General features: G+C 71.0%; 18 protein-coding genes. 10 read left to right on the top strand and 8 right to left on the bottom strand.

All coding sequences use genetic code 11. From position 1 onward, the window contains the following. Nucleotides 1–62: 62 nt before the first annotated feature. The gene (locus tag ACHAAC_RS03985) at nucleotides 63–629 is read right to left on the bottom strand and encodes a hypothetical protein (protein WP_435714638.1); all 567 of its coding nucleotides are present in this window, start codon (nucleotides 627–629) and stop codon (nucleotides 63–65) included. Nucleotides 630–733: 104 nt separating this feature from the next. Next, a complete protein-coding gene (locus ACHAAC_RS03980) occupies nucleotides 734–2161 on the bottom strand; it encodes a hypothetical protein (RefSeq protein WP_435714637.1) in 1428 nt (475 codons plus the stop codon). Between the two features lie 139 nt (nucleotides 2162–2300). Between ACHAAC_RS03980 and ACHAAC_RS03975 the strand changes: the two genes are divergently transcribed. The 4 genes from ACHAAC_RS03975 (at nucleotide 2301) to ACHAAC_RS03960 (ending at nucleotide 6523) form a co-directional block, all read left to right on the top strand. Beyond that, nucleotides 2301–3878 carry a molybdopterin-dependent oxidoreductase gene (locus ACHAAC_RS03975; RefSeq protein ID WP_435714636.1) on the top strand — a complete coding sequence of 526 codons (1578 nt, stop codon included), beginning with the start codon at nucleotides 2301–2303 and terminating at the stop codon, nucleotides 3876–3878. Between the two features lie 26 nt (nucleotides 3879–3904). Beyond that, nucleotides 3905–4564 (top strand): fasciclin domain-containing protein, encoded by a 660-nt coding sequence (locus ACHAAC_RS03970; protein ID WP_435714635.1) that lies wholly within the window; start codon nucleotides 3905–3907, stop codon nucleotides 4562–4564. Nucleotides 4565–4703: 139 nt separating this feature from the next. After that, nucleotides 4704–5687 (top strand): ATP-binding cassette domain-containing protein, encoded by a 984-nt coding sequence (locus ACHAAC_RS03965; RefSeq protein WP_435714634.1) that lies wholly within the window; start codon nucleotides 4704–4706, stop codon nucleotides 5685–5687. Next, nucleotides 5684–6523: an ABC transporter permease gene (locus ACHAAC_RS03960; protein ID WP_435714633.1), complete on the top strand. Its 840-nt coding sequence runs from the start codon at nucleotides 5684–5686 to the stop codon at nucleotides 6521–6523. Before ACHAAC_RS03965 ends, ACHAAC_RS03960 begins: the two co-directional genes overlap by 4 nt. A gap of 7 nt (nucleotides 6524–6530) precedes the next feature. On the opposite strand, the gene ACHAAC_RS03955 is transcribed toward ACHAAC_RS03960, so the two are convergent. After that, nucleotides 6531–8066 (bottom strand): ATP-dependent DNA ligase, encoded by a 1536-nt coding sequence (locus ACHAAC_RS03955; RefSeq protein ID WP_435714632.1) that lies wholly within the window; start codon nucleotides 8064–8066, stop codon nucleotides 6531–6533. A gap of 60 nt (nucleotides 8067–8126) precedes the next feature. Here ACHAAC_RS03955 and ACHAAC_RS03950 point away from each other — a divergent pair, with 60 nt between their 5' ends. Genes ACHAAC_RS03950 through ACHAAC_RS03940 form a run of 3 tightly spaced genes read left to right on the top strand, consistent with a single transcriptional unit; the run spans nucleotide 8127 to nucleotide 10360 of the window. Then, nucleotides 8127–8777, top strand: coding sequence for a histidine phosphatase family protein (locus ACHAAC_RS03950; protein WP_435714631.1), 651 nt, complete (start codon nucleotides 8127–8129; stop codon nucleotides 8775–8777). 31 nt (nucleotides 8778–8808) lie between these two features. Next, complete coding sequence (locus ACHAAC_RS03945) at nucleotides 8809–9609, top strand: SDR family NAD(P)-dependent oxidoreductase (RefSeq protein ID WP_435714630.1); 801 nt, start codon at nucleotides 8809–8811, stop codon at nucleotides 9607–9609. Between the two features lies 1 nt (nucleotide 9610). Then, nucleotides 9611–10360, top strand: a complete 750-nt coding sequence (locus tag ACHAAC_RS03940; RefSeq protein WP_435714629.1) for an SDR family oxidoreductase — start codon at nucleotides 9611–9613, stop codon at nucleotides 10358–10360. 9 nt (nucleotides 10361–10369) lie between these two features. On the opposite strand, the gene ACHAAC_RS03935 is transcribed toward ACHAAC_RS03940, so the two are convergent. Continuing rightward, complete coding sequence (locus tag ACHAAC_RS03935) at nucleotides 10370–11161, bottom strand: SDR family NAD(P)-dependent oxidoreductase (RefSeq protein WP_435714628.1); 792 nt, start codon at nucleotides 11159–11161, stop codon at nucleotides 10370–10372. A 22-nt stretch (nucleotides 11162–11183) separates the two neighbouring features. Further along, nucleotides 11184–12074: an NAD-dependent epimerase/dehydratase family protein gene (locus ACHAAC_RS03930; RefSeq protein WP_435714627.1), complete on the bottom strand. Its 891-nt coding sequence runs from the start codon at nucleotides 12072–12074 to the stop codon at nucleotides 11184–11186. Between the two features lie 205 nt (nucleotides 12075–12279). Between ACHAAC_RS03930 and ACHAAC_RS03925 the strand changes: the two genes are divergently transcribed. Then, the gene (locus tag ACHAAC_RS03925; RefSeq protein ID WP_435714626.1) at nucleotides 12280–12660 is read left to right on the top strand and encodes a hypothetical protein; all 381 of its coding nucleotides are present in this window, start codon (nucleotides 12280–12282) and stop codon (nucleotides 12658–12660) included. Nucleotides 12661–12698: 38 nt separating this feature from the next. After that, on the top strand, nucleotides 12699–13385 hold the full coding sequence (locus ACHAAC_RS03920; RefSeq protein WP_435714625.1) for a TetR/AcrR family transcriptional regulator: 687 nt from the start codon (nucleotides 12699–12701) through the stop codon (nucleotides 13383–13385). A gap of 25 nt (nucleotides 13386–13410) precedes the next feature. Here the strand turns inward: ACHAAC_RS03920 and metX are convergent, their stop codons facing one another. From metX to ACHAAC_RS03905, 3 genes are all read right to left on the bottom strand, one after another. Next, nucleotides 13411–14520, bottom strand: coding sequence for a homoserine O-acetyltransferase MetX (metX, locus tag ACHAAC_RS03915; protein WP_435714624.1), 1110 nt, complete (start codon nucleotides 14518–14520; stop codon nucleotides 13411–13413). Then, the gene (locus tag ACHAAC_RS03910; protein ID WP_435714623.1) at nucleotides 14517–15806 is read right to left on the bottom strand and encodes a bifunctional o-acetylhomoserine/o-acetylserine sulfhydrylase; all 1290 of its coding nucleotides are present in this window, start codon (nucleotides 15804–15806) and stop codon (nucleotides 14517–14519) included. The genes metX and ACHAAC_RS03910 overlap by 4 nt, the downstream gene beginning before the upstream one ends. A 127-nt stretch (nucleotides 15807–15933) precedes the next feature. Next, a complete protein-coding gene (locus ACHAAC_RS03905) occupies nucleotides 15934–17253 on the bottom strand; it encodes an ATP-dependent 6-phosphofructokinase (RefSeq protein ID WP_435714622.1) in 1320 nt (439 codons plus the stop codon). 178 nt (nucleotides 17254–17431) lie between these two features. Here ACHAAC_RS03905 and ACHAAC_RS03900 point away from each other — a divergent pair, with 178 nt between their 5' ends. Then, a complete protein-coding gene (locus tag ACHAAC_RS03900) occupies nucleotides 17432–18082 on the top strand; it encodes an SIMPL domain-containing protein (protein ID WP_435714621.1) in 651 nt (216 codons plus the stop codon). Nucleotides 18083–18128: the final 46 nt, after the last annotated feature.

Genomic DNA, 18128 nt, shown 5'->3' with positions numbered 1-18128 from the left:
CCCCGGCACGCGGTACCAGCCAACCACAGTGGAACGCGCGAGGACCACTTCCGTGACGTGCGTCACGCCGCCCTGGTGGCGATGATGATGTCGTTCTCGTCGTACTCACCGGTCTCGGGGTCCAGGATGCAGGTGATCACGACGATGCGGTCGGGATCGTGGTCCCAGATCTCCTGCTCGGCGATCTCGTCCTTGTCGATCTCGATCTTCTCCTGCACGACGAAGTCGTCACCGCGATAGCTGAGACGGTCCTCGGCCTCCAGGGTGCGAACCTGGTCGCCTGCACACTGCCCGTCCTCACACGCGTGAGCGAGGATGAAGTCCGTCCCGCCGTCCTCCGGATAGCCGTTGTCCGGGTCGACCACCTGCCAGAAGCTCTCGCCCTCGTCAGGTGGATTCCAGACCGCGGTGTACGGCATCGACTCGGTCTCGTCGATGGAGACCTTCGCGTCCGGCTCGGGCGTCGGGGTCGACAGCTCGGCGCTGGCCCGCGGTGTCGAGGGTCCATCCTCATCCGCCGACCCGAGAACGCCGGTGAGCACGAGGGCGAGCGCCGCCGCCCCGATCAGCAGCAGGACTCCGCCGGCGAACCATGGCCAGCGACGTCTCTGGGTGGCGGTGGGCTCCACGGTGGTCTTGGCCTCTCGGTCGTCGGGCGCAGCGTCGGGAGAGGGTCCCGGGCCGCCGTCACCCTACCGACCCCGCCCGGGCCGGTACTCGGCTCCTCGTGGACTCAGCCGCGCAGGGAGCCGACGCCCAGGACGGCGGCCAGGCCGAGGGCGCTGCGGGGGTGGTAGGCGGCCGTCCACAGGCCGCCGTGGGCCGCGGCGAACGCCTCGTCCTGCCAGGGCTCGGGCTGCGGTGCGACATCGGCCCGCAGGTCGTGCACGAGCAGCGCGGCCATGAGCGTGTTGGACGTCGCCGGGTCGAACACCTCGACGCCGAAGCGGTGTGCGCCGGCGTAGGCGGCCGCGAGGGCCCGGTTCTTGAGCACCGAGCGGGTGCGGGTCGACGGCGCGACGTTCATCGAGACCGTGGCGCCTGCCTGCCGGGCGGCGGTGGCGCGCCAGCGCTGCACCCGCTTGGCCAGCGCGTAGTTCGGGCCCTGCTGGGGGACGAGCGCGTCGCACAGCCCGGGGTCGGCGCCCGGCGGGTAGTTGCGCTGCAGGAGCCGCCCCCGGCTGGCCATGCGCACGGTGCTGCGGACGGTGCGACCAGCCCGGCCCTTGGAGTACGCGAGCTCGGAGCGGTCGACCTCGTCCTTCGGCACGGCGAACACGTCGGTGGGTGTCGCCAGGTAGGCCAGCGCGGTGTCCGGGCGCCGGTCGAGCAGGTGCGCGGCGAGGGCGTCCGCCGCTGCGGAGACTCGGACGTGCTGCCCACCGTCGGCGTAGCAGTAGTTTCCCAGCACGAGGCGCCCGCTGAAGGACTCCAGCCAGTGCGCGACGGCCGGGAGCTCGCGCACCAGGTCGGCACCGATGTCGGCGTCGGCGTCGGTGACGATCCGGGACGGCACGTGCACGGTCCCCGCGCCGGACTGTGCGACCTCGTGGATGCGTCCCTGCACGTCCGCGTGCGGGAGGTCGACGGCCACGACCTGCGCCCCCCAGCGCTGCAGTGCACGGTAGGGGCCCATCTCGGCGCCGGCTCCGAGCACGACGACGACGTCACCGTCCAGGCGCAGCCACTCCGGGTGCTCCAGCACCGTGGTGGCGGCGTCGACGCACGACTGGGTGATGACCCCGCGGTCGTGCCAGTCGTGCAGCTGCTGCTCGACCTGGCGGCCACGGAGCCTCTCGCCCCGGTAGGGGAGGGTCAGCTCGGTCTCCGGGTCCTGGGTCCCCGACGCGGTGGTGGTGTGGAAGACCTGCTGCAGCGACGAGACGCCGATGGCCTCACCGAGGGGGACGTCCTCGAATCGCAGCTGGCGGTGCAGGGACTCCAGTCCTGACTCGGCGATGGAGTGCGCGGCGGCGGCATCCCCGACCCCGGCCTCGACGGCGCGACGGAAGTGCGCGAGGTACTCACGACGCCACCCCGTCTCCTGGTCGACGGCTCGCGCACCCACCGGGTCCGCCTTGCGCAGGGCGTCGGCAAGGACGGCACGAGCCGTGGCGGACGTGCTGGAACCCGGGAACGAGACTCCCTCGATCGCGCTCATCTGCCCACCCTAGGAATGCCCGGCATCGCAGGGGAAGACCTTCGCGCCGGTAACTTCGCGACACGCCCGGGATGGCAGCCTGCCGAAGAAAACCGCGTCGTCGACCCATCCGGTCGGACCCGTGTGGCGAATGACGGGCATGACCACCACGGAGAGCACGGAGCGATCGGCTCGGAGCCGCGCCACCGCGCCGTGGTGGGCCGGCGTCCTCGCGGGCGTGCTCGCTGCCACCTGTGGCGTGGCGCTCGGCAGTGGCCTCGCCGCTCTCTTCACCGGTGTGCCGACGCCGATCGAGTCCGTCGGCAACCGCTTCATCGACCTCACCCCGCCGTGGCTGAAGGACTTCGCCATCGAGCAGTTCGGCGACAACGACAAGGCGGTGCTCATCGGCGGCACGGTCGTGACGCTGCTGCTGCTCGCCGCGGTGGCGGGCTTCATCGGCCTGCGCCGCCCTCCCGTGGCCTTCGCCCTCACCGCCGTCCTCGGGCTGGTCGCACTGGTCACCGCTGCCATGGACCGCACCGCGACCGCGCCGCGAGCCCTGGTGCTGCTGCCCGCGCTGGTGACCCTGGCCGTCAGCCTGATCGCGCTCGGGGTGATGCTCCGCGCCCTGGAGCTGACACCCAAGCCCGGCGACGACGTCCCCGGCACCTTCGACCGTCGCGCCTTCATGCGGGCGGTGCTGGCCACGAGCGCAGGCATCGTCGTCGGCGGAGCGGCGTGGCGATTCCTCGGCAGCCGTGCCGCCGCGGAGGCTCGCGAGAGCGTCAGCCTGCCGCGACCGGCCGACCCGGCACCCGCCGTCCCGGCCGGTGCCCAGGCCGACGTCGACGGCATCAGCCCCTACATCACGCCGAACAAGGACTTCTATCGCATCGACACGGCCCTGCGGGTCCCGCAGGTCCCGATCGAGGGCTACTCCCTGCGCATCCACGGCATGGTCGACAACGAGCTCAACCTGAGCTTCCGCGACCTGCTCGCCGAACGCCTCGTGGAGCGCCGGATCACCCTCACCTGCGTCTCCAACGAGGTCGGTGGGCCCTACGTCGGCAACGCCGCCTGGCTCGGCGTGCTGACCAGCGAGCTGCTGGAGCGAGCCGGCGTGCAGGACGGTGCCGATGCGGTGCTCAGCAGGAGTGCCGACGACATGACCATCGGGACCCCCCTGGACGCGCTCACCGACGACCGTGAGTCCCTCATCGCCATCGGCATGAACGGTGAGCCGCTCCCCCTGGAGCACGGCTTCCCCGTGCGGATGGTGGTGCCCGGCCTCTACGGCTACGTCTCGGCCACCAAGTGGCTCGTGGACATCGAGGTCAGCCGCTTCCAGGACTTCGAGGCCTACTGGACCCCGCGCGGCTACTCCGCGGAGGCGCCGATCAAGATGTCCTCGCGCATCGACGTCCCGCGGTCCTTCGCGGCCCTGCCTCGCGACAACGTCCGCATCGGTGGCGTGGCGTGGGCCCAGGACACCGGCATCGAGCGGGTGGAGGTCCAGATCGACGACGGTTCCTGGCAGGACGCCGAGCTCGCCGACGAGGACACCATCAACACCTGGCGACAGTGGTCCTGGACGTGGCAGGACGCCACCGAGGGCACCCACAGCGTCACCGTCCGGGCGACCGACGCCCAGGGCGAGACACAGACTTCCGAGCGGGCTCGCATCCTGCCCGACGGAACGACCGGCTGGCACAGCGTCCAGTTCCGCGTCGAGTAGCAAGAACCCAACCAGAGGAGAATGAAATGCGTACGACCAAGACCGGCAAGACTCTTGCCATCGCCGCCGTCTCGTCGCTGGCTCTGTTCACCGCCGCTTGCGGTTCGAGCGACGACGACACGAGCTCCGACACCGCCACCGAGGAAGCACCCGAGGAGGAGGGCGCCGACGACGTCGCCGCCGATCTCGCGGGACCGGGCTGCGAGGACTACGCGGCCGAGAACCCCGAGGGCGCCGGCTCCGTGGAGGGCATGGCCCAGGAGCCCGTCGCGACCGCGGCCGGCGGCAACCCGCTGCTGACCCAGCTCGTGTCCGCCGTCAGCGGCGAGCTGAACCCGGACGTCGACCTCGTCGACACCCTCAACGGTGGCGAGTTCACCGTCTTCGCGCCGGTCGACGACGCGTTCGCCGCCCTGCCCGAGGACACCGTGGCCACGCTGCAGACGCCCGAGGGTGCGGAGACGCTCTCCTCGGTCCTGACGTACCACGTCGTCGAGGGTCAGATGACCCCCGACGAGATCGCCGGCCAGACGTTCACGACGGTCAACGGTGCCGAGCTCAGCATCGAGGGCGAGGCCGACGCGCTCACCGTCGGCCCCGACGGCGCCAACGTCATCTGCGGTGGCGTCAAGACCGCCAACGCGACGGTCTACCTGATCGACGCCGTCATGATGCCGCCGGCCTGATCGGCTGACGGACTCCCTTCGCGGGGATCGCGCGACCGGACCGCCGGAGCCCTCGGGCTCCGGCGGTCCGCTGTGTTCACCGAGAGGTCACCGAACTGGCACTTGTTCCTAGTCGGAACATGGGGGTAGGGTGACCGGCATGAACGATTTCGCCATCCAGACCCGCGGTCTGGTCAAGGTCTTCGGTGACAACCGTGCCGTCGACGGCGTCGACCTCTCCGTCCCCAGCGGAGGCGTCTACGGCGTCCTCGGGCCCAACGGGGCCGGGAAGACCACCGTCATCCGCATGCTCGCCACGCTGCTGCGGCCCGACGGCGGCGAGGCCACCGTGCTCGGGCACGACGTGGTCGCCGAGGCCGCCATGGTCCGCTCCAAGGTGGCGATGACCGGGCAGTTCGCCTCGCTCGACGAGGACCTCACCGGCCTGGAGAACCTGCAGATGCTCGCCCGCCTGTACGGGTTCAAGGGCGCTGCCGTCCGGCAGCGCGCCGGTCAGCTGCTCGACGCCTTCGGGCTGGAGGAGGCCGCGGACCGTCAGGTCAAGAAGTACTCCGGCGGCATGCGTCGGCGTATCGACATCGCCGGGAGCATCGTCGTGCGGCCCGAGCTGATGTTCCTCGACGAGCCCACCACGGGCCTGGACCCGCGCAGTCGCAACCAGGTGTGGGCCATCGTCCGGGCGCTCGTCTCGGCGGGGACCACCATCCTGCTCACGACGCAGTACCTCGACGAGGCCGACCAGCTGGCCGACCGGATCGCCGTGATCGACCACGGCACGGTCATCGCCGAGGGCACGAGCGGCCAGCTCAAGGCGTCGGTGGGCTCAGGAGCGGTGCACGTCCGTCTCGCCGACCCGGCGGAGCGGGAGCGGGCCGCGGACCTGCTCGGCCGGGCGCTGCACACCGACGTCCTGCGCGAGTCCGACCCCTACGCACTCAGCCTGAGCGTCGACGACCCGGGTGCGGTACCCGAGGCGCTCGTCCGGCTCGGGGCCGAGGGCATCACGGTCGGCGAGTTCTCCCTCGGCCAGCCGAGCCTGGACGAGGTCTTCCTCGCTCTCACCGGCCAGCCCGCCCACGACGAGACCACCCCCGAGGCCGGCACCGAGGAGATCAGCGCATGACCATCGACACCCAGACCACGACGCTCTCCATGGATGCCAAGGTGCGCGAGGCGCTCGGCTCGGGCGAGCGTCCGGAGCCCGCGTCGGCGCTCTCGTCGTCGCTGACCTTCACCCACCGTGCGCTGCTGAAGATCAAGCACGTGCCCGAGCAGCTGCTCGACGTCACGATGTTCCCAATCCTGTTCACGCTGATGTTCACCTACATCTTCGGTGGCGCGATCTCCGGCTCCACGGCCGCCTACCGCGACTACCTCGCCCCCGGCATCCTCGTGCAGACGGTCGTGATGATCACGATGTACACGGCGATGACGATCAACAACGACATCGAGAAGGGCGTCTTCGACCGCATCCGGTCCCTGCCGGTGTGGCGCCCCTCGCTGATGGTCGGCTCGCTGCTCGGTGACACGCTGCGCTACACGATGGCCTCGGCCGTCATCCTCACGGTGACGATGCTGATGGGCTACCGGCCGCCCGGGGGCTTCGTCGGTGTGGTCTCGGCGGTCGCGCTGCTGCTGGTGTTCTGCTTCAGCGTCAGCTGGATCTGGACCCTCCTGGGCTTGAAGCTGCGCACCCCGAACGCCGTCATGGGCGTGAGCATGATGGTGATGTTCCCGCTGACGTTCCTGTCCAACGTCTTCGTGCCGATCGAGACGATGCCGGGCTGGCTGCAGCCCGCGGTCGAGAACAACCCGATCTCGATCCTCGTGGTCGCCGTCCGGGGCCTGATGACCGGCGACGTCGACGGGGGAGCGATCGTCACGGTGCTGGTCATCTCCGGCGTCATGGTCGCGATCTTCGGGCCGCTCACGATGCGGACCTACACCCGCAAGACCTGAGGGCTCATCAGGTCCGCAGGGCCAGCACGGAGTCGATCGTGTCGGCCTCGGACGCGGGCTTGTCGTCGCGGTGGCGCACGACGCGGGCGAACCGCAGGGCCACGCCGCCCGGGTAGCGGGTCGAGGCCTGCAGTCCGTCGATCGCGATCTCGACGACCTGCTCGGGCCGAACGTGAACAACGTGGCCCTCCCGGTGCGTCTCCAGGCCCAGGAAGCGCTCGGTCTGCCAGGCGAGCATCTCGTCGGTCATGCCCTTGAAGGTCTTGCCGAGCATGACGAAGCCACTGGGCGTCGAAGGGTCCCGGGCGCCGAGGTGCAAGTTGGACAGCCACCCGGTCCGCCGTCCGGAGCCCCACTCCACGGCCAGGACCACCAGGTCCAGGGTGTGCACGGGCTTGACCTTGACCCAGCCGGTGCCCCGGCGCCCTGCCGCGTACGGCGCCGCGAGGGACTTGACCACCACGCCCTCGTGTCCCGCCGCGACGGCCTCGTCGAAGAAGGCGGCGGCCACCTCGGGGTCGTCAGTCACCCGACGCGGGATCCGCAGGTGCTCGGGCGCCAGGGCGTCGAGGCGGGCGGTGCGGACGTGTCCGGGCTCGTCGAGCTGGTCCTGCTCGCCGATGAGGAGCGCGTCGAAGAACTGCGGGGTCAGTGGTACTGCGCGGCGGAGCTCCTCGGCGTCGCCGCGCTGCGCCGTCCGCGATCCGGTCTCCTGGAACGGGCGGGGCCGGCCGCCCTCGTCCAGGGCGATGGCCTCCCCGTCGAGCACCAGGGGGTCGGCCTCGAGCGACTCCACGGCTTCGACGACCTCCGGCACCCGGGACGTGATGTCGTCCAGGCTGCGGGTGAAGACGGTGACGGTGCCGTCGACCTTGTGCACCTGGATCCGGATGCCGTCGAGCTTGGTGTCGACGGCCACCAGCTCCCCGTCGGGCGCGGCCTTGGTGACGGCGGCGCGGACGTCGGGAGCACTGGAGGCGAGCATCGGCAGCACGGCCCGGCCCGGCTCGAGGCGGAAGGCCGCCAAGTCGGCCTCGTCGCCGGCGAGTGCCGCGGTGGCCACGCGGCTGAGCCCTCCGCCCAGCATCGCGGCACGTCGCACCGAGTCGACAGGACGTCCCGAGGCGTGCGCGATGGCGTCGAGCAGCACCCCCTCGAGGGCGCCCTGGCGCAGCTCGCCGGTCATGAGGGCGGCGAGGTGCCGTTGCTCCTCTGCGGTGGCGAGCGCGAACAGCTCCTCCACGAGGCGCGTGCGCCGCTGCTGCGAGCCGGCCCCGGCGACGGCCGAGACCTCCTCGAGGCGCCGGTCTACGTCGAGCACCTCGAGCGTCGGCGCTGTCGCGGGGTCGGGCAGCGTGCGCAGTGAACGATGGCCCACGCCTGTGCGTCGTTGGGTGAGCGAGCCGGCCAGGTAGGCGGTGACGACAGGGACCTCGTCGGGCTTGGCGCGGCGCAGGAGGGCCGAGAGAGCCTCGGTCTTCGTGCGCCGCGAACGGGTCGCCGCGACGGCGGCCGAGGTGGAGACGAGATCGACGAGCAGCACCGTCCCATCGTCCCGCAACCGGCCGAGGGTGCCACCCGGCACATGTCCTAGGTTGACTGCGTGGGCGCACTGCATCTGATCCGGCACGGCCAGGCCTCGTGGGGCGCGCAGGACTATGACCAGCTGTCCCCGCTCGGCGTGCAGCAGGGATCGCTGCTGGGCACGGCCTGGGAGGCAGGCGACTGGGCTCCGGCGCACTGCGTCGCGGGCTCGCTGAAGCGCCATGCCCAGACGGCGGTGGCCACCATCGACGCGTGCGGTCAGGGAGACGGGTACGACGTCGACGGCGGGTGGGACGAGTACGACGTCACCGGCCTGCTGGACGCCCTCGCCCGACGAGCCGACGGGCAGGAGGTCACGCCCCGGGAGTTCCAGCCCCTGCTCGACGCCGCCCTGGGGCGCTGGGTGGCGGGCGAGGACGAGCTCGGGACGAGCTTCGAGCAGTGGAGCGGTGCCGTGCGCGGTGCGCTCGACCGGGCGATCGAGCGGGCTGCGGGCAAGGGTGAGCAGGTGGCCGTGTTCACCTCCGGCGGTCCCATCGGCCTGGTCGTCTCCCACCTGCTGACCGGCGACGACTCCCTGTTCGTCCGGCTCAATGCCGTCGTCGTGAACTCCTCCGTCACCACGGTGATCGTGGGCTCCACGGGGCCGCGGCTGCTGACGTTCAACGAGCACGGCCACCTGCCGCGCGATCTCGTCACGTTCCGTTGAGACCAGTTCGGATACCGGTAGTATCTGAATTATGAAGATCACTCCCGGTTCCCGCACCCTCGTCACGGGTGCCGCCTCCGGCCTCGGCCTGGCCCTCGTCCAGCAGCTGGCTGAGCGCGGGTGCACCGTGCTCGCCACTGACGTGCACGCCGAGGTCCCCGCCTCGCTCGCCGCGCTGGAGGCCGTCACCTACCGCACGCTCGACGTCACCTCCGACGTCGACTGGCTCTCCACGCGTGACTGGGTGCTGGAGGAGTGGGACGGGCTGGACCTGCTGTTCAACAACGCCGGCGTCGCGGCAGGCGGCCGCATCGAGCTGACCGAGATGGACCAGTGGCAGTGGATCGTGGACATCAACCTGCTCGGTGTCGCCCGTGGCTGCCGCACCTTCGTGCCGATCATGAAGGAGGCCGGTGCGGGCCACGTCGTCAACACCGCATCGGCGGCCGGCCTCGTGCACCCGCCCCGGATGAGCGAGTACAACGCGGTGAAGGCGGCCGTCGTCGCCCTGAGCGAGACGCTGCTGCACGAGCTGCGGCCCTTCGGCATCGAGGTCAGCGTCATCTGCCCGACGTTCTTCAAGACCAATCTCACCGCCTCGCTGCGGGGCAAGGACGCGTCCGCCCGCGATGCCGCGGCCAAGCTCATCGACGGCTCCAGCCGAACCGCTGACGACATCGCCCGCATCGTGCTCCGCAAGGTCGAGAAGGACACCCACATCATCCTGACCGACCGTGAGGGCGTGGTGGCCTACGCCGCAAAGCGCTTCCTGCGACCGCTCTACTACCGTGAGATGGCCAAGGCAGCCGTCCGCATGGGGCGAAAGGACTGACGTGCGCAAGAACATCCTGATCACCGGTGCGAGCGCCGGGCTGGGAGCCGAGATGGCCCGCCAGCTCGCCGCCAAGGGCCATCACCTCGCGCTCACGGCGCGCCGAGTCGACCGGCTGGAGGAGCTGCGCGGCGAGATCCTCGCCGCGCACCCGGACGTCGAGGTCGTGGTGCACGCCCTCGACGTGAACGATCACGACCAGGTCTTCACGGTCTTCGAGCAGGCCGCCCGGGACCTCGGAGGGCTGGACCGCGTCATCGTCAACGCCGGCGTGGGCAAGGGCGCCCGCGTCGGGACCGGCGCGTTCCACGCCAACCGTGAGACGGCGGAGACCAACTTCGTCGCCGCGCTGGCCCAGTGCGAGGCTGCGATGCAGCACTTCTACGAGCGCAAGACCGGCCACCTGGTGGTCATCTCCTCGCTCTCGGCCATGCGCGGCCTGCCGTCGTCGATGACGACGTACGCCGCCACGAAGGCCGGCATCGCCCACCTCGCCGAGGGCATCCGGATGGACCTCATCGGCCGCAAGGGTCTCGACATCGAGGTCACGACGTTGTTCCCCGGCTACATCGCCTCGGAGATGAACGAGCAGGAGCAGCGACTCATGGTGGACACCGTCACGGGGGTGCGCGCCATGGTGAGGCTCATCGACAAGGAGGTCGCCGAGGCGAGCGTCCCGCCGTGGCCCTGGGCTCCGCTGGGCAAGGTGCTCAAGCACGCTCCGCTGGGAGTGGTCCGCAGGCTCGTCTAGCCCCTGCGCTCAGGGCGCGATCGCGTCGACGTAGCCGCCGTCGACCCGCAGTGCCCCGCCGGTCGTGGCCGAGGCGAGGGGCGAGGCCAGGTACGTCACCATGTTCGCGATCTCCTCGGGCTCGATCAGTCGCTCGATGAGGGACTGTGGTCGGTGCTCGCGCATGAAGACGCGCTGGGCCTCGTCCCACGGGAGGTCGTCGCCCACGAGCGAGCGCGCGAACTCCTCCACGCCCTCGGTGTGCGTGGGCCCGGCGATGACGGAGTTCACGGTCACCCCGGTCCCCGAGGCCACCTTCGCGAAGCCACGGGTGACGCCCAGGAGAGCGGTCTTGGAGGTGCCGTAGTGGATCATCTCGACCGGCGTCACGAAGGCGGAGTCGCTCGAGATGGCCAGGACGCGCCCCCAGCCCTGCGCGGTCATCCCCGGAAGGTAGGCGCGGATCAGGCGCACCGCGGAGAGCACGTTGACGTCCATGAAGCGGCGCCACTCGTCGTCGGTGATCTCCAGGGCCGGTCGGGCCCCGAAGATGCCGAGGTTGTTCACGAGGACGTCGACGTGCGGGAGCGTGTCGAGGAGCAGCGCCAGTCCCTCGTCCGTGGTCACGTCCGCCGCCGCCTCGACCACCTCCGCCCCGGTCTGCTCGCGCAGCGTGGCGGCGACGCTCGTCACCTTCTCGGCCGTGCGGCCGTTGACCGCCACCCGGGCGCCGGCTCGCGCGAGACCGGTGGCGATCGCCAGCCCGATGCCCTGGGTCGATCCGGTGACGAGAGCGGTGCGTCCGGTGAGGTCGATGTGCATGCCTCCACGCTAGCGGGGCCCCTCAGACCGGGATGGTCGCCGTCGCCACGACGTCGAGCGCCGTGGCGTCCACCCCGAGGTCGGCACGCGTGGCCGAGAAGTCCAGCTCGAGCGGCTCGGTGAAGAGGTAACCGGTCTGCGCGATGGTCCGGGTCTCGCGGTGGACCGCTCCGACGGCACGCAGGACCCACAGCGGGACGGGCCGGACGCTCGGGACCGCCACGCTGCCGGCCTGCGCGAACGCGGTCACGAGCTCCCGCTGGGTGGCGTGGACGGCCGGGGCGACGACGAGGGACTCGCTCGGCCGGGCCGCTGCCGCGACCATCGTCGCGGCGAGATCCGGTAGGTACGTCCATGCGTGCACGGTGTCGACGTCGCCCACCGGGCGGACGGCCCTGCCGGCGAGCGTCGGCCTCCACATGCGGGGCCCGGCGTGCGACTGGTCTGCGCCGGGGCCGATGAAGTCACCCGCGACGACGCTCACGGTACGTGCTGCGGACTCCGAACGCTGCTGCAGGAGCTCGCGACGCACCTCGCCGAGAGGACTGCGCGGTGCGCAGGGGGAGTCTGCCCGGACCGGGCTCGACGTGTCGAAGGCGTAGACGCTCTCGGGGAACACGACGGTCGTCCCCGTGGCCGCCGCGGCCTCGAGCACGACCCGCTCCAGCGTGGGGAGCTCACGCCGCCAGACGTCGTCGCGGTACGCAGAGGCGTGCAGGCACAGGTGGAGGACGTCGATCTCCGCGAGGCCGCGGCGCAGGGCCTCGCCGTCGGAGGCGTCGAGCGTCATGGTGGCGAGGCCGGAGGGCCCGCGTCCGGAGCGGGTGGCGATGGTGACGGACTCGCCGGAGTCGGCGAGGTGGCGTGCGACGTACGGACCGATCTGGCCGGCGCCGATGACGAGTGTGGACATGGCTGCATCCTCAATGTGTGAACGATGTTCTCTATCTCAAGAATGCGACGACGTGGAGTCGTTGTCAAGAACAGCGTTCTCGAATATCGAAAATAAGAGAACAGTGCTCTTGACATGGGCGAGAGAGTGCGCCAGTCTCATCGTTATGAGAACGCTGTTCTCGATTCGCGGCGACCGTCGGTCGCCTCCAGGAGAGGAAGTCACCATGTCGTCACTGTCCGCAGCAGGCACATCCACTGGGACCGGCCACGCCGGACGCTCACGCAGGGACCGCGCCGGTCGGCGACGGACGCTCGTCCCGGCGTTGCTCGTCCCCGTCATGATCGCGAGCGGATTCGCGATGGTCGCGATCCTCCCGGTGGCCCTGGTGGTCCGCGGGGTCCTGAAGGACGACCGGCTGCGCCGACTGCGGCCGTGGGCGGGAGTGCTGGCGGTGGCGTACCTCGTCCCCCTCGCTCTGTGGGCCGTGCACCCCGACCGTGCGCCCAGCCTGACCAAGGACATGCACCCGGCCTTCGCCGTGGGCATCATCGCCGCCGCCCTGGCCTACGTCGCTGCCTACGTCGCCGAGGCACGCCGCCGGTGACCGACCAGGTGCCGGCGACCGGGCGGTACGGTGACGCCATGCCCACCCCTCGGCAGCTCGCGCGCGAGCAGATGATGCGCGACATCGTCCGAGTGGGTGGCGAGCATCTCGCCACCGGCCCGCCGGGAGACCTCTCCCTGCGGGCCGTGGCGCGCGACCTGGGCGTCGTCCCCTCGGCCATCTACCGCTATGTCCGCGATCGCGACGCCCTGTTGACCCTGCTCATCGTCGATGCCTACGACGACCTCGGGGCCGAGGTCGAGGCCGCCGTGGCGGCGGCCTCCCGCCGTGGACCCCGGGCGCGCTCCTTGGTGGCCTGCCAAGCGTTCCGCACGTGGTCGCTGCGCGAGCCGTCACGCTTCGCGCTCCTGTTCGGCACCCCGGTGCCGGGGTACGCCGCGCCGGCCGACCGCACCGTCGAGCCCGGCACCCGCGTTCCCGGAGTACTGCTCGGGCTCCTTGAGGAGGCGTGGCTCGCCGGCGACCTGACCCCACCGGACGGCTCGTTGCCGCGGTCGGTCCGACGTGACATGGAGGGCGTGCGTCGCGAGTTCGGGCTGACCGTCCCCGCGCCGGCCCTGGCCAAGGGGGTTGGCCTGTGGTCGGCGCTCGTCGGCGCGGTCTCCTTCGAGGTGTTCCACCAGTACGGTCCGGACACGCTCACCGAGCCGGACACGTTCTTCGACCTGCACCTCACCGCCCTGATCGACGCCCTGGGCTACTGACGCCCGCTCGCCGACGCCGAGGTGCTCAGTCGAGCAGGCGGGCGGCGAGGGTGCCGACCTGCTCGGCCTCCACAAGGAAGCCGTCGTGCCCGTGCAGCGAGCTCACGACGTCGAGGCCCTCGCAGCCCGGGATGAGGCCGGCCAGCTCCTGCTGCTGGTGCACGGGGTACAACCGGTCGGAGTCGATGCCGGCCACCACCGTCCGCGCGGTGATCCGGGCGAGGGCCGCGGCCGAGCCGCCACGGCCCCGACCGACGTCGTGACCGTCCATGGCCCGGGTGAGCACGAGGTAGGACCCCGCGTCGAAGCGGCTGACGAGCTTGTCGCCATGGTGGTCCAGGTAGGACACGACGGCGAAGCGTCCATCGGGCTGGACCTCGCGGCCGAATCGCTCCTGCAACTCGGGCTCGCTGCGGTAGGCGATGTGCGCGATGCGTCGGGCGAGGTCGAGCCCGTCGGCCGGCCCGCGCTCGTTCTCGAGGTAGTCCCCGCCGGCGAAGTGGGGGTCCTGGGTGATGGCGGCCTGCTGCGTCGACGACAGCGCCACCTGCTCGGCCGAGGCCGCCGCGGACGTCGCGAGCAGGAAGAGGCGGTCGACCCGCTCGGGGTGCTCGATCGCCCACTCCAGTGCCCGCATCCCTCCGGCCGAGCCGCCGATGACGCCGTGCCAGCGGTCGATGCCGAGGGCATCGGTGAGGGCGAGCTCCGCGGCCACCTGGTCGCGCACCGTGATCTCGGGGAAGCGGCCCGCCCATGGCCGACCGTCCGGGTGCGTCGAGGCCGGCCCGGTCGTCCCCTGGCACCCGCCGAGGATGTTGGCGGCCACGACGAAGAACCGCTCGGTGTCGATGGCCCGACCGGGGCCCACGACGTCGTCCCACCACCCGGGGGAGAGGTGACCCGGGCCGACCGGGCCGAGCACGTGGGAGTCACCGGTCAGGGCGTGCAGCACCAGGACCGCGTTGTCGCCGGTGAAGCTGCCCCAGGTCTCGTACGCCATGCGGACGTCGGGGAGGGTCGCTCCACTCTCCAGGGCGATCGGCCCCACGTCGAGGAAGCGTCGGTCCCCGACAGGATCGCCCTCACGCCACGCTCCGGTGACGCGAGGGCGACCTGTGGGATCTGGCTGTGTCACTTCGCCGCGCGGAACCCGGCGTCGAGGTCGGCGAGGATGTCGTCGATGCCCTCGAGGCCGACGGCGAGCCGCACGAGGCCCGGGGTGACACCGGTCGCGGCGTGCTCCTCGGGCGTGCCCTGCGAGTGCGTCGTGCTGGCGGGGTGGATCGCGAGGCTGCGCACGTCACCGATGTTGGCGACGTGGCTGTGCAGCTCCAGCGAGTCGATGAACGCCTTGCCAGCCTCGACGCCGCCGGGCAGCTCGAAGGTCAGGACGGCGCCGGCACCCTTCGGGACGTACTTGTCGGCGAGCTCCTTGTAGGGGTTGCCGTCCAGGCTGGCCCACGTGACCTTCGAGACGTCCTCGCGGGCCTGCAGCCACTCCGCGACCTTGCGGGTGTTCTCGATGTGGCGCTCCATGCGCAGGCTCAGCGTCTCCAGGCCCTGGGCGAGCAGGAAGGCGTTGAACGGCGAGATCGCCGCGCCGATGTTGCGCAGGTACTGCACGCGCAGCTTGGCGATGAAGGCGGCCGGGCCGAGGGCGTCGGCGAACACGAGACCGTGGTAGCTCTCGTCCGGGGTCGTGAAGCCGGGGTACTTGTCGCCGTGGGCGGCGTAGTCGAACGTGCCGCCGTCGATGACGACGCCGGCGACCGTCGTGCCGTGGCCGCCGATGTACTTGGTGGCCGAGTGGATCACCGTGTCGACGCCGTGCTTGAGCGGGTTGAGCAGGAACGGCGTGGCCACGGTGTTGTCCACCATGAACGGGACGCCGACCTCCTTGGCGACCGCCGCGACGGCCTCGAGGTCGAGGACGTCGCCCTTGGGGTTGCCGATGGTCTCGCCGAAGAACACCTTCGTGTTGTCCTGCGTCGCGGCGCGCCACGCCTCGGGGTTGTTGTTGTCCTCGACGAACGTGACCTGGATGCCCAGCTTCGGGAACGTGTGGCGCAGCAGGGCGTCGGTGCCGCCGTAGAGGCTGGCGGAGGCGACGACGTGGTCGCCGGCCTCGGCCACGTTGGTCAGCGCACCGGTGGTGGCGGCCTGCCCGGAGGCGAACAGGAGCGCGCCCACGCCGCCCTCGAGCGCGGCGAGACGCTGCTCGACGGTGTCCTGCGTCGGGTTCATGATGCGCGTGTAGATGTTGCCCGGCTCGGCGAGGCTGAACAGGTCAGCGGCGTGCTGGGTGTCGCGGAACTGGTAGGACGTCGTCTGGTAGATCGGCAGCGCGCGGGCGCCGGTGGTGGGGTCCGGCACCTGGCCGGCGTGGATCTGCTTGGTCTCGAAGGACCAGTTCTCGCTCATCGTGGCTCCTGGGGTGCGGGGAACGGGGGGACTCCACGGTCGCACCGTTTCGCACCGGTGCACGGACGTCTCGCGATGCGGACCGTCCCGCCGGTGGCGCGGAGCTGGCGGTAAACCGGCAGGCCGCTCAGGCCATCGTGAACGGCTGCGCCGTGGACTCCAGGACGCTGAGCCACAGGTCGCCGTCGGGGGAGACGCTGTGCGAGCCGCGAGTCACCAGGGGGATCGGCACGTGCACGAAGCGGTGGCGCCGCCGGCCGACCACGAGGTCGGTCCGTCCAGCCATCGCGGCATGGACGGCCGTCTGGGCCAGACGGGCACAGTAGACGGAATCCGAGGCATCGGCCGGCACAGACCGGATCTGGTAGCCGGGGCTGAAGAAGCGCATCGTCAGCGGCAGGCCCACCCGTTGGAAGTGGGTCGAGATCTGCTCCCGCAGGTGTCCGGCGATGTCGCTCAGGACGGCGTTGCCCGAGGCGTCGGTGCGCTCGCTCGCCTCCAGCAGGCCCTGTCCCGCGCCCTCGGCGAGCACGACGACGGCATTGCCCCGCTCGCGCACGCGCTCCTCCAGCAGGGCGAGCAGCCCACGCTCGCCCCCGAGCCCGAACTCGACCTCAGGGATCAGCACGAAGTCAGCGTCGTGGTTGGCCAGGGCGGCGTAGCAGGCGATGAAGCCGGCGTGCCGGCCCATGACCTGCACGAGCCCGACACCACCCATCGCGGCCTCCACCTCGATGCGGGCGGACTCGATGGACTCGGCCGCCTTGCCGAACGCGGTCGCGAAGCCGAAGCTCTGGCCGATGTGGGGGATGTCGTTGTCGATGGTCTTGGGCACGCCGACGACGGCGATCGGCAGGTCGCGTCGCCGCAGCTCGTCGGTGAGCAGGTGGGCGCCGCGCATCGACCCGTCGCCGCCGACGACGAAGAGCATGTCGATCTCCAGCTCGACGAGCCGGTCGGCGACGCGAGACATGTCCTGGGCGCCTCGCGACGTGCCCAGGATGGTGCCGCCGCGCTGGTTGATGGTGGACACGATCTCGGGCGTCAGAGCGATCGGGTCGGGTGTCGCGCCGGGGATGAACCCGGCGTAGCCGTGGTGGAAGCCGGTCACGTCGTGCACGCCGTAGTGCTCGGCCAGCTCCAGCACGACGGCCCGGATGACGTCGTTCAGGCCCGGGCACAGACCACCGCACGTGACGATCCCGGCACGGGTGGTGGCGGGGTCGAAGTAGATCTTGCGCCGTGCGCCCCCCGTCTCGAACGTGGGGAGCTCCTCCAGCGGCACACCACGGCGCTTGATCAGCTCCACCGTGTCGTCGTAGAGGACGCGGTCGTCCTCACCGACGTAGTACTCGTTGGTGGCCCGTCCTCCCACGTAGTGCGCGAGCGGGGACTCGACGGTGCAGGGGCCGAGGGTGCGGACCTCGAGGTCAGCGCGGGTCACCATGGCTCAATCCTAGGTTCGTGCGGTGCTGCGCCATGCGCTCGGGCACGATGGAGGTCATGAGCGAGCGACAGCGAGTGAACAATGAGGACCGCCCCCAAGTACTGCGCTGCGCTCCGTACTGGGAGGGACCCCCAATGCGAGCACGCTCCTACCGTGGTTCTTCTGAGGACGTGGTCGCATGAGCTTGCAGATCACCGTGCGTGGATCGGCCGAGGAGCGCCATGCCGCCGAGCGGGCCACCGTCGAGCTGGCGGCCGCCGTCGAGGGCGAGGACAAGGACGACGTCCTCGCCGAGGCCGTCTCCGTGCAGGAGCCGCTGACCCACCAGCTGCGCTCCCTCGCCGAGCGAGGGGCCGTGACGGCGTGGTCCAGCGACCAGCTGCGGGTCTTCAGTCATCGGCCGTGGCGTGGCGACGAGCAGTCCTCCACGCCCGTCCACACCGTCAGGGTGCACGTCACGGCCGAGTTCGGCGACTTCGAGAGGCTCAGCGGCTTCATCGGGCACTGGGCCGGCCACGACGGCGTCGAGGTCAAGGGCGTGACGTGGGACGTGACCGCCAAGAACCGCCGTGTCTACGAGGCGGACGTCCGCAAGGCCGCGGTCGACGACGCAGTCACCAAGGCCCAGGCCTACGCCGACGCGGTCCGGCGAGGTCGCGTCACGGCGCTGGAGCTCTCCGACCCGGGGATGCTGGACGGTGCCGGGTCCGAGCCCCCGGTGACGATGGCCCGTCTGGCCAGTGCCGAGGCGCCCGCGGGATCGCTGGCCCTGGAGCCGGACGACATCGTCATCCACGTCGACGTGGACGCGCGGTTCAAGGCCGACTGACGGCTCAGCTCCCCGGCAGGACGTGACGCACGTCGTTGTCCTCTCC

This window comes from Aeromicrobium sp. CF4.19, assembly GCF_051262555.1.
Classification (GTDB): domain Bacteria; phylum Actinomycetota; class Actinomycetes; order Propionibacteriales; family Nocardioidaceae; genus Aeromicrobium.
The sequence above is the reverse complement of the archived record's forward strand: the minus strand, read 5'-3'. Positions and strand labels throughout refer to the sequence as shown.